The organism is Staphylococcus sp. 11262D007BW (assembly GCF_053547815.1).
Window position 1 is genome coordinate 1,478,715 of sequence record NZ_JBPWPJ010000001.1, and the last position, 15,166, is coordinate 1,493,880.

The following is a 15,166-nucleotide window of genomic DNA, read 5'->3' on the forward strand; positions in this document are numbered from 1 at the left end:
TCACTGATTTCACTCATAATAATTCGACGTTTTAAGATTTATGCTTTTTAAAATAATGGCGTACACCAATCATCATTATAATCAATACGAAACCAAAGACAAAAGAAATCCATCCTAAAATATGTGAAGACGTACGTGCTCCTTCGCCTAATAAATAATAATACGCAAAATAAAATTGGAACAAAATAAAGACGATAAATGCAAACATGATTAATCGATATTGAGATAACATCTTTTCACCAACTTACATGAAATAAAGAATACCAATAAAATGAAATAACGAAGCAATTAAAATAAAAATATGCCAAATCATATGAAAATAGGGCTTATCTTTTTGTGCGTAAAACCATGCCCCTATTGTATAGGCGACGCCACCTAAAAAGATAAATAATAAAAACCACCATAGTCCTCTTGAAATAATAATGGGTAAATAAATCACACCTACCCATCCCATCAATAAGTAAATAAACAAGCTTAATTTAGGGTTAACATTGGTAGCAATAGCTTTATACAAAATCCCCCAAATAGTCGTAGCCCATAATACAATCATAATCGTCCAACCTAACACGCCTCCTACTAGCACTATAGAAACAGGCGTATACGTCCCAGCAATTGCGATATAAATCATACTATGGTCTATAATTCTTAATACATATTTATGTGGCGACGCTTGTTGCATACTGTGATATACAGTGGATGACATAAACATTAAAAAGAGACTAATTACAAATATAGAAACACTAAACGACATTAATACGCCTTGCTGCGCGTAACTATAAACTGCGGCATAAGGCAATAATAATAACATGAGTAACGCAGCCACACCGTGTGAAACTGCGTTACCAATTTCTTCGCCAAAAGATAAAGGGGCGATATTTTTAAAAGAGTGGATGGTTTTTGTTTTGTTTACTTTAGTGACGTTCAATGGTGTCACTCCTATTCAATCATATTCATACGTTTTAAATCTTCCGTTGCTGTTTCTACACTATCCTTGCCTTCTTTATTTTTCAAAGGACTAAACTCTTCTTCTCTCGGTACTTGTAATGTGATAAAAGAATTCGCATATTTAAATATATCAAAATAGAATAGTTCAAATTTTAATGTCGGTAATTTTACTACGCCAAAATCCTCATCAAGTTGCTCAAGTTCTTTGATTGCTAAATGATATGGCAATGGTTTGTCGACTGCCTTTTCTATGAATGGTACACGGAAGGCATGAATACCAATGTTTGCATTTTTTAATTGGTTCGCAACTTCTGGCTCCAGTTCAGAATACTCTAGTACTCTATCTTTACCATCATTCACCACTAAACGTCCTACGCTTTCGTCTATTTTAGGGGCAATAGACTTACTTGTGACATCTTTATGATGATGAACTGTAAAACCAGCAAACACAGGATCTAAAACGCGCACAAGTACATTATCGATATTATTCATAAAAATATATTCATTGCCGCGTTCACTCATTTGTTGCAAGTATCCTGATTTTTTAAGCGACTTAAACACGCCGCCGTTACCATTTGGTGTTTCCATTATTAAGCCATCTTTATTGAATACAAGTTGCCCCTCTTTATTTAAAGCAACAATATTATCTTGTTTAAAAAAGAAAATATGTTCAGGATCATAACCGAAATAATGATGTTTGTCGAAATACTCACGGGTTGCTTCATCATTGATATCACTCGTCATGATATACCAATCAATCGAGCGTCCTGCTTGTTTTGATAATGCAAGCAATTGACGTGCTTGAAGTTCAAATAAACTAACCCCTTCGATTTCAAATGAACCTTTAGGACCGTGATAGCCTAAACGCGTACCTTGGCCACCAGCTAATAACAATACAGCAAATTGACCTTCTTTAATGGCTTCTATTCCCTGATCAGCATAAAACTGAGCTGTTTCTTGTGATAACTCAGCCTTGCTTTCGAAATTAATCTCACGAATATCAGAAATATCATCTATTGTTTCTTTGTTAAGATATACGTCTTCATATAATTCTTTAATTTTTGCTAAATCAAGCTCTTTAATTTTAGTTCTTAATCGTTCTTTTTCATGAGTACACATTAAGGTTTCATACTCAGTCAAATGTTGTTGATTATATTTTTCAAGCTTATTTTTATCTAACATATTTTGATATTCTCTCCTTTAATCAAAGCTAGGACAAGTTAAATAATTCCCCTTCAAACCAATACCCTCATATAGATAAAAAATATCTTACAACATGTTTCATTGATGATTCAAATAAAACAATTAATGTCATAATACTAAATGATGATGCAAGTGAAATATCAACTACACCACCTGTTTTAAAGCGTAGCGGAAACCTTACCTTTATGGGTAAAGGAAAAAATAATTTTACGCCTCTTGGTGTCAACATATCTAATATTATATGTGAAAGCATACCACAAATAATGCCAATCATATAGTAAAGTGGTGTTTGAAGAATATGTAAAAGAAAATAAATCACAGCTAAAAAGAGTAAAGAATGAGTCAACGTTCTATGACCAAACATATGTTTTATAAATAAGCTCAACAATCGAAAATGACGTCCTATCTTACTTTGAGTGTGACAAATATCAGGAAAGATAGAACCAACACCTGACAATACGATTGTGGTTACTGTTTCAAATAAATCTAAATCAAAATATCTAGAAACGACAGCGCCTATTAATATCCCGGCTGCCGAATGCGTCTTACCAGTCATTGTGATCTCCTTTCTTTCCCAAAATATTATAGCACAGATGTACGTTAAATACGAACGTATTTTCGCTTATCTAATTAGTATGACACATTAATAAAATTAGTATCTCACATTACTTGTCAAACTATCGTTCATCGGTTATACTCATGTTAAGAATTTAAAAAAGGAAGTGGCGAGATTATGGCAATGACTGTTAAGAAAAATGATAACGAAGTACACATTCAATGGAGAGTTGCAGATATTCACATTCCAAATAACGAAATTGTAAATGTTACAGAAGATAGAGACATTCACGCTGTACCTGAAGATCAAAATAAAAAAGTATCACGCATTGGTTCAACATTCGGTAAAACAAACCGTGTTATTATTGATACGAACGACCATCAATACATCATTTATACATTTAATGATAAAAAGGTATACAACGAAGTTACAAAATAAGAAAAAAACGGGTTGGAACATAAAGTTTCCAACCCGTTCTTTTTATCGACACTAATATTTAAAATATGATGTGCGCACATAAAATAATAATTGGTAAGGTAATTAGCGTACGAATTAAAAAGATCGCAAATAATTTCCATAAACTAACTGGAATTTTAGATCCTAAAATGACACCGCCTACCTCTGATAGATAGATTAATTGACATACACTTAACGCCCCTACTACAAAACGTGTGAGCTCTACATGAACATCTTGAATCAAAATAGATGGTAAGAACATATCTGCAAAACCAATAATCATTGTTTCAGATGCTCGAGCAGCTTCTGGCAATTGTAGTAATTCTAATAATGGCACAAATGGCGCGCCAATAATAGAAAATACAGGCGTATATGTCGCTAGAATAGTAGCTATCGTTCCTATTGCCATAACTACAGGAATCACTGCTAACCACATATCTAAGACCGTTTTAATCGCAGTTTGAACATACGATTTAAAATGAGGTGCTTGATAACCTGTTTTAACAGCATCTACATATCCATCTTGTATTGCTTGTTTATACGATATTTTATCTTGATTTTGTTTCTTTGATTGAGTGCCACCTGCATAATGATCCTCAACTTGGCGTAGTGGCCAAATTCTCGGCATAATTAAAGCAGCCACAAAACAAGCTATAATAACTGTTCCATAAAAATGAATAAAATAATCCATCAGACCAAGTGTATCTACTATAACAATCGCAAATGTTAATGAAACTACACTGAATGTTGTCGCAATGACAGTGGCTTCTCTTCGTGTATAAAACCCTTTTTCATATTGTTTACTTGTAATCATCACGCCTACAGTGCCATCACCAATAAACGAAGCTAAATTATCGACAGCTGAACGACCTGGTAATGTGAATAACGGGCGCATAACCGGTTTGAAAATCGGTCCTAAAAATTCTAATAATCCATATTCTAATAAAAGTGGTAAAAATATTGCAGCAAAAAAGAATACAGCAACCAATGTGGGAAGTAAATCGGAGAAAATTAAATTTCCTGTATCATCAGAGTATATCCATTCAAATCCCCATTTAAAATAAGTAAGCCAAACAAAAATGACAGCAAGTATTCGTACAATTGCCCAAATCCAACTCACTTGAAATGTATTTGTCATAAAACTTTGACGTTGTGCTTTAGGTAATATAAAACTATAGACCACTGTCAACAAGCCTGAAATTGTGACAATGGCGATAATGACCCATGGCATTGCTGGCCCTAATAAGTCTTTAAATACTGAAGCTAAAAACGCAATGGGTAATGTTGTTGTGTTTTGGCCATCTTCTGAAACTGGAATTGGCACTAAAAATAAAACAATACCTATTAATGAAAGTAAAACAAATTTCACTCTACCAATACGCCATTGTTTTTTTGTTAATTTTTCCATTTTTGTCTCACCTTTCATAAACAGATATGAAAAATGTCTCTTTCTTTGTTACATTATTATACAAAGGAAAGAGACATTATGCAATAAGAAATCGAATATCAATACATTATTTTGTATATTAACAACTACATTTTTCGTAATACATAGATGAAGTAAGGTGCTCCAATAATGGCAATGAGGACACCAACTGGTATATCAATTGGCGGTGCAATGATCCTTGCAAGACCGTCTGCAAATACCATTAATAAACTTCCAATTAAACCGGACATTAATACGATATGCAAGTGTTTATGGCCAACAATACTACGTGCAATGTGCGGTGCAATCAGACCTAAGAAACTTAGTCCACCTACAACGGATATCGCTGCACCAGCCAACATAACAGCAGCAAGTAATAATATCATCTTAGTTCGGTTAACATGTGTCCCTATCGCTGTTGCGACATCTTCACCTAAATGTAAAATATCTAATTTACGACTGTATACAATAATGACAGGAATCGCGACAATCAACCAAGGTAAAATGGTATAAACATGTTGCATCGAACGACCAAACAAACTACCTGTCAACCAAACTAATGCAATATTAGCTTCCATTGGATTTCGAATTAATAAGTATTGCACTAGCGCCATGGCAATGGCACCAATCGCCATTCCAATCAGTGCTAATTGTGATCCTTTAACACCTTTAAAACTAATTAATAAAGATAAAATAATACTAATAATTACAGCCCCTATGAATGAGGCAATTGGTAAAACAAATAAGGGTGCGGTAGGAAATACAATAATCACGATGACTGCGGTTAAACTAGCACCTTTTGTAATCCCAATAACGTCTGGAGAAGCGAGTGGATTACGTATAACCCCTTGAATCACTGCACCAGAAATCGATAATGCCGCCCCGACTAAAACGCCTAATAACATTCGAGGCAATCGGTATTCTTGTAAAATAAAGTTACCGCCTGTCCAAAGTTCAGATAGCACTTGCATCGGGGATAAATACACCGCACCAGCACCTAAACTTAAAATCGCACAAACGATGAGTAGCAAAATGACGATTGCATAACGTTTTTTATAGTTAATCATCATCGTGATTTCACTCCTCTCATCGTAATATATAGGAAGTATAATGCCCCAACAAATGAGGTTACAATACCAACTGGAGATTCAAACGGATAAGCAATGAGACGACTGATAACGTCTGAAATTAACAATAAATCCGCTCCTATAATCATTGATAAAATAATAATCAATAAATAATTACGACTGACATAATATTTAACAATATGCGGTACGATTAGCCCTACAAAACCAATTGGCCCTGCTACAGACACACTCGCCCCTGCAAGTACAATAACAATCACGCCAGCTAATGCACGAATTAATTTCGTATTCTGACCTAAACCAGTCGCCAATTGATCACCTAAATCTAATACAGCAAGTTGACGCGCTAATAATAACGCAGCAATAAGCCCACCAATAATCCACGGTAAAACATGAATAATACTAGGCCACTTAATCGTATGAATCGCCCCTACTAACCAAAACATAACTGTAGTTGTGGCATCTTCATTAAGTAAGATGATACCTTGTGTCAAACTTGTAAAAAAGAGATGAATCGTCATACCTGCTAAAGCCAATTTAACAGGCGTCATCCCTTTTGTCGTATTTGCGAGTTGATACACGACTAAACCACCTAAAAATGCACCAATAAACGCAAAAATAACGGAATTCGCAGCTAAGCTAGGCACTAATACAGTAATTAAAACAACCATAAAAGAAGCCCCTGCATTGACACCAAAAATTTGCGGCGAAGCAAGTGGGTTCCGTGTAATCGATTGCATTAATACCCCTGCTACAGCAAGTGCAGCACCTAGTAATAATGCACCTAACATTCTCGGCATGCGTACATTATGTATTAAAAATGTTTCATCCGAATCTTTTAAATTGAAGATATAATCCAGAATCGATTGAAAATGTATATCTGACGAACCTATTGCAAGATTTAAATACATTGCAAAAATAAGAAAACATACGCTCACAACAAATGTGAGCGTATTACGTTTTCTTTGGTGACGTCCGTCATGAAATTCTATTTTAGGTTTTGACATAAGAAATCACCTTTATTTAGAGGCAAGCTAGGATGTGATGACTTAACAATCAAACCTAACGTGTTTCTCCTATACTTGCACTTATTTTTCTTCTTTTGAAATATCAACAAGCTCTTTTGCAATTTCTTCAGATGAAATTAATCCACGAGATTTTGACCAAGTTAAACGGTCTACAACGTGAACACGATCATTTTTAACCGCATCAAGTGTATTCCAAACTGGGTCTTCTTTCATTTTAGCATAATATGGATCATCTTCACCATTAACCATTAAGAACATACGTTGTGGGTTAACTTCTTTTAGTTGTTCTGAGTTCATATTTAAATATGGTGCATCTAAATACTCTGGTAATTGATCAGCTACATCTTTAGTTAACGCTTCTTCAAATCCTAATTCATTTAAAAATTGACCAACGTATGATTTGTCAGAGTGAGCTAAAACACCAGATTGTGAAATAACCGCTGGCAATACTTTCAAGTCTTTATTCATTGAAATTTCTTGTTTGTATTTATCAATTTTTTCTTCGTGTTCTTTCACACGTTGATCCGCTTCATCTTCTTTAGATAAAGCTTTACCAATTGTTTTGAATGCTTCGATATTATCTTTATAGTCAGAATCTAAACTTGGTAACATAATTGTTGGTGCAATTTTATTTAATTGATCGTAAGTGCCTTTGTGACGGTTACTATCAGCAATAATTAAATCAGGTTTAAGTTCACTAATTACCTCTAAGTTAGGTTGTTTACGTGCACCTACAGATTCATAATCGCCGACTTTATCACGAAGCGGTTCAATTAAGTTTTCCTCATCTCCATCATCTGCAATACCCACTGGTTTAACACCTAATGCAACAAGTGAATCTACAAATGAATATTCTAATGCAACAACGCGTTTTGGTGACTTCGGTACTTCCGTTTCGCCACCATCATGCTTAATTGTGACACCCTCACCTTTTTGATCTGATGAATCAGATTTGTTAGAGTTACCTGAATCACTCACACTACCACAAGCAGCTACAACAAGCATGACTGCTACTAATAATATAAGACCTAAAAATTTTTTCCCTTTCACGTCTTGCCTCTCCTTTTATCATAAATTATCTACATACTCATATTAATTGATAACGATTCTCATTGTCAATATTGTTTTGAGAAATTTTGGTAATTTATCTGTTCAACATAATGTACTAGTCCTTCAATACCATTATCTCGATGATAAGACTTAGATATGGTGCTCATATGCATGCTTTGAGCTATCGCATTATAGGACATCTTAAACGTGACACGATGACCTACTTGATAATCATCTGCCGTGCCTAAGTTCACCATTAAAATATCACTTGTACTTCCAATAATCTTCAATCTTCTATCTAAAGGTGTTAAACCGGAAATATCAGTATCAAGTTGGCCAATATCAATTAACGCTTGCATATAGGGTTGTTGTGTTTGTAAGTTTAAGCGCGGCTTCACTTCTAATACAGCACCTTCTAATAAAAATGCGTCATCATATAGGGCTGGTACGCGTTGATTATAAGATGTTTCATAACCACGCAACCACGCCTCGCCTACTCTCAGTTCATTAATTCTTCCTAAATCATAATACATAGATAACGTTAACATACTTGAATTGCCGCCTGAAATAATCTCTAATTGATGCTTCGTTTTCTCTTCAATATGTTGAATAAAATGATTAATATAATGCACATCTTCTTCGGTTGGAGGTAAGGGACGGTAACACATGAAGTTAAAAGCTAATCCTTTAAGTTCGATCCCTTTTAATTGACTAACCTCTTGTATCATAGCGCATAATTCATATGTTAATACGCCTTCTCTGCCATCTTTCCAGTCCACCATAATTAAAATAGGATGTGTCTGTCCTTGTTCAATAGCTAATTCGTTCAATGATAAAATCGTGCTCATTTCTGTTTGAATGCTTATATCACTTAATTGAATGACTTGGTTAACAGTGTTAGGGTTCGCCGCCTTTATCATCATATATTTTAAATGATTCTCTGGATGGAGTAATTCTGGGCGTGCCTCTGCTACGAAATCGATACCTACTTCTTTTAACGTATTTAAAAGGTTTTGATCGCCTGCTAACGCTTTTGTAACAGGAACCATATTAATCCCTTTTAAACGCAATAAATGTTTTAACACGATCACGTTATATTTTAATTTACTCACATTAATATTTAAATGAGCCACCTGTTACACCTCATCTTTAATGGGATTATCTAATTGAATTTGAACGTATTTTTTTACTTGTTGTTTTAAACGCATATTCAGTAATGCTTTTACAGTCAACGTTTCTCCAAATAAAATATCTCGTAACGTTTCGGCATGTGGCAATCGATCATCAATGGCTTCTTTAATCACATCATGGACAATGGTATATAATGTGGATTCTGACACTTCATGTGCATGATGAAAATGATGAATTAATGTACCAAATTGATTTTGAATCACAGCATGTTGAAATTTAGCAACCACATCCGTAATATCCTCTGCGATTAGACTTTTATTAGTGATGTCGATATTCGGCACTGATTGTTTAATGGTCTCTGGATGGATACGCGCACCACCTAAATCTCTTACCATAAAAGTAAACGCATGAGTGGTTGGATGAATTTCTAACACAGTATTTTGTTGATGCGCTTCTAATGCAATACCATATGATTGAATATAAGCAATTAATGGCGGAATCAACTGACTAGCATAGTCTCGAACAAATTGTTGGATACTGTCTTTATTAATATTGTCGTATAAATATTCGATTAAGCTATCTACTGTGACTTGATGATCAACAGGATTGATTTGTGTTAAAGCTGCTGTTACGACCTGTAAAGCATCCTCATTTTTGGAATTTGGTGCAAAACGTACAATCATTGCTAATTGACGCGCGGTATCTTGATCCACATTGATATAAGCGCCATAGGGTTCTTTGGCCGCCCTTAAGGAATCATAACGCTCAAGCATATCTTGTAATTGGTAACTTAATGTCGGTCCATCTACTGTTGTTACAGTTGAAACGGTACGCACCGCACTTGTTGCTTGAACGTTAACTGGCAATTTGATGTGATAAGGTTTGTCGACAAGTGCCATCGTACGGAAAGATAAAGTCGCACGACTGTCTACTGTAAATGGTGTCGGAATAAGACGTAAAGTTTCAATTTTGTCTGCAAAGACTTCCGTAATGACATTGTCATATTGCCATGGATGAACAAACATAACTCGATAATGATCAAGCGTTGCATTTAATGGTTCGAGGAAGCGTTTCAACTCAGATTTCTTTTCTGGAATGATCTCGTTAAGGATAAATTGTTGCTCTGGCTCCATTGTAGTTTCAATTAAATCATCACGATGAATCAGTACAATGCGAAGCGGAATAATTTTCATAAACTCCGGTGCATAACGTTGTATTTCCTCTTGTGTTAAAGGCAATTTTGTTTTAGTTAATGGATGGGACGGGTGACCTTCCCATACCATTCCTTCAGTATAACCAAGGCCCGAAAACGTACGCTCTCCATTCATATGTATTAACCAAGAAAAGAAATTCAACGTATTAGGTAATTTCGAGAATTTTAATGAGTGTTGCATGGTTGTTTGACGTTGATGCAATTGCTCATAACTTAAAGCCAGTCCTTTTGAACTAGAATCCAACTCATCAATTAAGCGTTGATGAAACGGAATATCAAAATATGTCGTTAAAATATCAATCAATTCTCCTAAACTTTCAATCGTTGTCGTCGTAGTCGCTTTAAATGTAATCGGTCCATTAAATGTAAACTGATAAAGCGCACTCGCTGTTTGAAATGGGACAGCTAAATAATATTGGTGGCGACGCACTTCAATTTGATTGGAACCTATTTGAACGTCAGTGTCCTCGGGAAATAACTGTTCTTTTACACACGCTAAAAATACGCGATATTGTATATTTTGATCTGCTTGCGTTTGACTATTAATGCTCATGTTTTACGCCTCCATTAAATAGAATTTGAATAAGATACCCCACTATTGCAATGACCATTGTGGCAATACCCATTAATAAGAATGTTTGAACAATCCCAATCGCCTCTGTAAAGACACTCATTAACATCGCACCAAATGGAATCATACCTCTATCCATCATGACAATACTTAATATTTTACCGCGATGTTCAGGTGCCGTATCATTTTGAAAATAAATACGGTTTGATGTACGAGCAAACTGCCCAAATAAGCCTACCAAGAAAATTACAACAAATAATGTATAAATGCCTGATACTTCAATCAATATTAATGATAAACCAAAAATAATTGAACTCATAAAATATAAATTAGATGCTTTGAAATGATTTAAAATTTTTGGAATTAATAAAGTTGCTATAATACCACCAATCGCACTAATTGTCATCGCCGTACCGAAGACCGAGGCATTATTTGGAAAGCGATAATCCGTTAATATCGGCATTAAAGTATTATATGAATACCCTGTAGCCATAATTAAAAATGAAGTAAACATCATCCGTCTTCCTAAGTGATGCGTCTTAAAATAGTCTAATGCTACACGTAAAGAGAAGCCTTTTTTCTCTTTAACGTATTGTGAACGTAATTTAAGTGGTAAACTCATGCCCACTGCTACAATGTAACAAGCAGTTTGAGCAATAAATGCCCATTGTATTGTTGTTAAACCGATTAAAAAGCCGGCTACTGCTGGTCCAATAGAGCGACAAATATTTAAAATAAAAGAGTGATAAGAGACTGCTTTTGAAACAGATAATCGTTGAGAAAGATCCGGTAAGACAGCCTGACGCACAGGTGTCTCCATCGCACTGATGGTACCTCGAATTAATGCATAAACATATAATACATATATCGATACGCTTCCAAGTGACACAATCATACCTGTTAATATGGCTGTGGTAATGAATGAACTTGAAACCGTGATTTTAATTAATGTACTCCGTGAATAGCGGTCAGCTATCACTCCCGCCCATACACTTAATAAAAAGATAGGGGCTAAGCGAAAAAAGTTGATAAATGCCAAATCCATCGCATTGTGATTAATTTGGAAAGCATACCAGTTTAGCGCAATTTGCCCTATCCAGTTACCTAAAAATAGAAAAAAAGAACTCGGAAAAAACCATTTGGCCAATTTTTTCACCCTCTTTAATTGATAATCATTCTCATTTCCGATATTATGGATTATACGAATCATCATTGCATTTGTAAAATAAAAAGAATGAGGTGCTTTAATGTATTCAAGTGAAATTGAAGATAAAAATAATATAATGCTCACTAAAGATGAAACATCATGTTATGAAACACTAATGGAATATAATTCAGAGTGGGCTCAAACATTTTTAGAGACAGTCTATGAAGGGCGCGATCAAATTTCTGCGCGACTTATCAGCTCAATCTATCGAGAAAATTTAGTTAATGGGTTTGATCATGCGCATTTATATGGTGCCCATCAACTCGTTAACAGTCCTTTTAAATCAGGTAACGTCGTCACAATTACGTTTACATATACTCAACGCACGATTTGTGCCAAAGTTGTAGGAGAACACGCCTTTAATCGTATCGATGTCGCGGGGCCATTTTATTGGAAAGATGGTCATACGTATCAACGTATTCAACACCCAAACGACATTTTAAAAGTGATTCTTCAAGAAGATAAACAATTAGATGGTGAAAATGCGAAACAATTTTATGATGACCTTGAAAACAGTGCTGCAAACATGACAATGGCCCTAAGTTATCATCAACGTCATCATTTATCTCATCAATCTATACTGCATCATCTTGAAACACATCAAGATCCTTACCTAGCTTCAGAACAAAATGTCATTGAAGGTCACCCGCTTCATCCTGGCGCTAAGCTCCGTAAAGGAATGACCACTTTAGAGACCATTCAATATGCGTCAGAATATGCGCAACCAATTCAATTGAAATTTATTTTAGTACACCGAGATATCGTGCGTGTGCAAAGTCCTAATGAGGATTATTCAGAAGTCATTTTCAACATGTTTGACGGTCTAAAACAACAAGCAGTTGAAGCATTAGAAGATGAGGCAACATTAGAAGATTATGCCATTATGATTATCCATCCATGGCAATATGATCACGTCATGCATGAAGATTATCAAAACGAACTCGACCAACATTATCTTATTCCTTTAGATTATACACATACTTATTATGCTGGTTTATCATTCCGTACACTGATGCCACAGTTGCCGGATTGTTCACCACATATAAAATTATCTACAAATGTGCATATTACTGGAGAAATTCGTACATTATCAGAACAGACCACTCACAACGGTCCACTTGTAAGCCGTATACTTGATTCAATCGTGGAGGAAGATCACTGGTTTGATACCGTTGCAGCCCAACATATTCCAGAATTAGCTGGCGCTCATTTTTATGCCTCATACGATGACGATAGTCATCAAGAACGTCGTAGTGAACAACTCGGTACATTATATCGTCAAAATATTTATGATTATGTCGAATCAAATGACCTGCCCGTTATTGCATCAAGCCTGGTTGTATCATATGGCAACGAGCAAGCTTTAATGATCGAACTCATCGAACGTTATATGCGCGCACATTCAGAACTCGATGAACTCGTCGCTATTGAATCTTGGTTTAAAGATTATGCGACAGCACTCGTTGATTTTGTAGTACCACTACTTGTTAAATATAGTATTGCGTTAGAAGCACACTTACAAAATAGTATTGCTGTTTTCAATCAAAATGACGGCAGTTTAAATAAAATGTTTATTCGTGATTTTGAAGGATTACGTATCGATGTCAAACAATTAAATAAAGCAGGTTACGATACCACTGACTTTCATGAAAAATCTCGTATTTTAACAGATAGTCAAACAACAGTATTTAACAAAGCTTTTTATTCAACCATTCAAAATCACTTAGGCGAACTCGTCGCAACGATTGTTAAACATTATTCATACCAAGACTTAGAATCACATCTTTGGCAATATGTAAGTGATCGTATTCAATCTCTATTCTCTTTATTTTATGAAGACACTCAAAATAAAGAACGTATTCAACGCATTGAATCTACTTTCTTTAATGAAACCATTGATTACAAATGTGTCACAACGATGCGTTTATTAGATGAAGCGCATGAATACACTTATATAAAAGTAAATAATCCACTGTAGTTGATGTCATCGCATAACCGTATATAGCCCCCTTATCAAACTTCGACACCTCTGAATGATTATGGTACACTTTGAAAGTATCATTTGAAGCTTCTTCATATATTTAAATGATTGATTAAAGTTTTTATAAATTTTGTTTGAAAAGAGGTACGGCATATGACGGTTATGCGAACATTTACGTTTATGTTGAGTGTGTTTATCGTAGGCATGGTAGAAATGGTCGTGGCAGGTGTCATGAATTTGATGAGTACAGATTTGAACGTATCTGAAGCGTGGATCGGACAACTCGTGACCATTTATGCATTTACGTTTGCGATTTCAGGTCCTATTTTAGTAAAACTCACTGAAAACTATTCCCCTCGCTATGTGTTGTTGTGGACGATTGCAGCATTTGTAATAGGAAATCTTATGATTGCCATATCGCCAAACTTTATCATTTTAATCATTGGCCGTATTCTTTCTTCTGCGGCAGCTGCTTTAATTGTGGTTAAAATTTTAGCCGTAACGGTCGCTTTAACCCGTCCAGAAAACCGCGGTAAAATGCTAGGTATTGTTTATACTGGTTTTAGTGGCGCAAATGTATTTGGTGTCCCGATTGGTACGCTCATTGGAGACTGGTTAGGTTGGCGCTATACATTTGGAATGATTATGCTTGCTGGTGTGCTTGCAGGGATTCTATTAAGTATTTATCTGCCTAAACATATTACAATGCAATCTGAATCCTCTACATCATCTATGACACAAACCATTCATAGTAAAGCGCAAATTGTTAAGTTATTAGCGATCACATTTATAATATTAACTGCTAATTCACTAGCTTATATTTACATCAATCCTTTAATTTTATCTGGAGGTCACACTATTCAATTTGTTTCTCTTGCATTACTACTCATTGGGGTTGCTGGTATGATTGGTACCGCGATGGGAGGTTATTTAACGGATCGTTTATCTCCTAAACTATGGTTACTGATTAGTATCGCCTGTTTCATCGTAGTAATCTTAGTCCTCAATCAATTGTGGAGTGCGACCATCTTATTATTATTGGTGTTATTTTTATGGCATATCATTCAATGGAGTACCAACCCTGCGATTCAATCAGGTTTAATTGATGAAGTCCAAGGGGATCACAGTCAAGTTATGAGTTGGAATATGTCCATACTTAATGCAGGAATTGGTTTTGGAGCATTAGTAGGTGGTGTGATTGTTTCAACTATTAGTTTATTTGCTACGCTTTATATTTCTGCTATTTTAGGCATCATTGCACTGATTATTGTCTTTACTTTAAAACCTCGACATACGTAAAAAAGGTTGGGAGCT

Annotated in this window: 14 protein-coding genes; 3 read left to right on the forward strand and 11 right to left on the reverse strand. The window is 35.2% G+C overall.

All coding sequences use genetic code 11. The annotated features are described in order from the left end of the window. Positions 1–31 precede the first annotated feature (31 nt). From ACEE93_RS07350 to ACEE93_RS07365, 4 genes are all read right to left on the reverse strand, one after another. On the reverse strand, positions 32–232 hold the full coding sequence (locus ACEE93_RS07350; RefSeq protein ID WP_449155190.1) for a hypothetical protein: 201 nt from the start codon (positions 230–232) through the stop codon (positions 32–34). 12 nt (positions 233–244) lie between these two features. Beyond that, the gene (gene trhA / locus ACEE93_RS07355) at positions 245–925 is read right to left on the reverse strand and encodes a PAQR family membrane homeostasis protein TrhA (RefSeq protein ID WP_449155189.1); all 681 of its coding nucleotides are present in this window, start codon (positions 923–925) and stop codon (positions 245–247) included. An 11-nt stretch (positions 926–936) separates the two neighbouring features. Next, positions 937–2,127, reverse strand: coding sequence for a UTP--glucose-1-phosphate uridylyltransferase (locus ACEE93_RS07360; RefSeq protein ID WP_449155188.1), 1,191 nt, complete (start codon positions 2,125–2,127; stop codon positions 937–939). A 67-nt stretch (positions 2,128–2,194) separates the two neighbouring features. Next, positions 2,195–2,704 carry a metal-dependent hydrolase gene (locus ACEE93_RS07365; RefSeq protein WP_449155187.1) on the reverse strand — a complete coding sequence of 170 codons (510 nt, stop codon included), beginning with the start codon at positions 2,702–2,704 and terminating at the stop codon, positions 2,195–2,197. 177 nt (positions 2,705–2,881) lie between these two features. Between ACEE93_RS07365 and ACEE93_RS07370 the strand changes: the two genes are divergently transcribed. Continuing rightward, a complete protein-coding gene (locus tag ACEE93_RS07370; RefSeq protein WP_449155186.1) occupies positions 2,882–3,142 on the forward strand; it encodes a SunI/YnzG family protein in 261 nt (86 codons plus the stop codon). A gap of 58 nt (positions 3,143–3,200) precedes the next feature. Here ACEE93_RS07370 and ACEE93_RS07375 read toward each other — a convergent pair whose 3' ends face one another. The 7 genes from ACEE93_RS07375 to ACEE93_RS07405 form a co-directional block, all read right to left on the reverse strand. Beyond that, entirely contained in the window at positions 3,201–4,568 is a 1,368-nt protein-coding gene (locus tag ACEE93_RS07375) for a YjiH family protein (RefSeq protein ID WP_449155185.1), read from the reverse strand. 125 nt (positions 4,569–4,693) lie between these two features. Continuing rightward, entirely contained in the window at positions 4,694–5,656 is a 963-nt protein-coding gene (locus ACEE93_RS07380) for a FecCD family ABC transporter permease (RefSeq protein WP_449155184.1), read from the reverse strand. Then, entirely contained in the window at positions 5,653–6,678 is a 1,026-nt protein-coding gene (locus ACEE93_RS07385; protein WP_449155183.1) for a FecCD family ABC transporter permease, read from the reverse strand. The genes ACEE93_RS07380 and ACEE93_RS07385 overlap by 4 nt, the downstream gene beginning before the upstream one ends. Before the next feature lie 81 nt (positions 6,679–6,759). Beyond that, complete coding sequence (locus ACEE93_RS07390) at positions 6,760–7,749, reverse strand: ABC transporter substrate-binding protein (RefSeq protein ID WP_449155182.1); 990 nt, start codon at positions 7,747–7,749, stop codon at positions 6,760–6,762. 65 nt (positions 7,750–7,814) lie between these two features. Next, complete coding sequence (locus ACEE93_RS07395; protein ID WP_449156479.1) at positions 7,815–8,861, reverse strand: alanine racemase; 1,047 nt, start codon at positions 8,859–8,861, stop codon at positions 7,815–7,817. A 24-nt stretch (positions 8,862–8,885) separates the two neighbouring features. Beyond that, positions 8,886–10,646 (reverse strand): IucA/IucC family protein, encoded by a 1,761-nt coding sequence (locus ACEE93_RS07400; protein ID WP_449156480.1) that lies wholly within the window; start codon positions 10,644–10,646, stop codon positions 8,886–8,888. Continuing rightward, positions 10,636–11,811 (reverse strand): MFS transporter, encoded by a 1,176-nt coding sequence (locus ACEE93_RS07405; RefSeq protein WP_449155179.1) that lies wholly within the window; start codon positions 11,809–11,811, stop codon positions 10,636–10,638. The genes ACEE93_RS07400 and ACEE93_RS07405 overlap by 11 nt, the downstream gene beginning before the upstream one ends. Positions 11,812–11,911: 100 nt before the next feature. Between ACEE93_RS07405 and ACEE93_RS07410 the strand changes: the two genes are divergently transcribed. Both ACEE93_RS07410 and ACEE93_RS07415 read left to right on the forward strand, forming a co-directional pair. Further along, positions 11,912–13,849: an IucA/IucC family protein gene (locus ACEE93_RS07410; RefSeq protein WP_449155178.1), complete on the forward strand. Its 1,938-nt coding sequence runs from the start codon at positions 11,912–11,914 to the stop codon at positions 13,847–13,849. 156 nt (positions 13,850–14,005) lie between these two features. Next, positions 14,006–15,151 carry an MFS transporter gene (locus tag ACEE93_RS07415; RefSeq protein ID WP_449155177.1) on the forward strand — a complete coding sequence of 382 codons (1,146 nt, stop codon included), beginning with the start codon at positions 14,006–14,008 and terminating at the stop codon, positions 15,149–15,151. Positions 15,152–15,166: the final 15 nt, after the last annotated feature.

Coding starts and splice junctions, on each gene's coding strand:
- ACEE93_RS07385 (WP_449155183.1), bottom strand. CDS start 6,678: ATGTCAAAACCTAAAATAGAATTTCATGACGGACGTCACCAAAGAAAA.
- ACEE93_RS07400 (WP_449156480.1), bottom strand. CDS start 10,646: ATGAGCATTAATAGTCAAACGCAAGCAGATCAAAATATACAATATCGC.
- ACEE93_RS07370 (WP_449155186.1), top strand. CDS start 2,882: ATGGCAATGACTGTTAAGAAAAATGATAACGAAGTACACATTCAATGG.
- ACEE93_RS07360 (WP_449155188.1), bottom strand. CDS start 2,127: ATGTTAGATAAAAATAAGCTTGAAAAATATAATCAACAACATTTGACT.
- ACEE93_RS07365 (WP_449155187.1), bottom strand. CDS start 2,704: ATGACTGGTAAGACGCATTCGGCAGCCGGGATATTAATAGGCGCTGTC.
- ACEE93_RS07350 (WP_449155190.1), bottom strand. CDS start 232: ATGTTATCTCAATATCGATTAATCATGTTTGCATTTATCGTCTTTATT.
- ACEE93_RS07380 (WP_449155184.1), bottom strand. CDS start 5,656: ATGATGATTAACTATAAAAAACGTTATGCAATCGTCATTTTGCTACTC.
- ACEE93_RS07375 (WP_449155185.1), bottom strand. CDS start 4,568: ATGGAAAAATTAACAAAAAAACAATGGCGTATTGGTAGAGTGAAATTT.
- ACEE93_RS07415 (WP_449155177.1), top strand. CDS start 14,006: ATGACGGTTATGCGAACATTTACGTTTATGTTGAGTGTGTTTATCGTA.
- ACEE93_RS07410 (WP_449155178.1), top strand. CDS start 11,912: ATGTATTCAAGTGAAATTGAAGATAAAAATAATATAATGCTCACTAAA.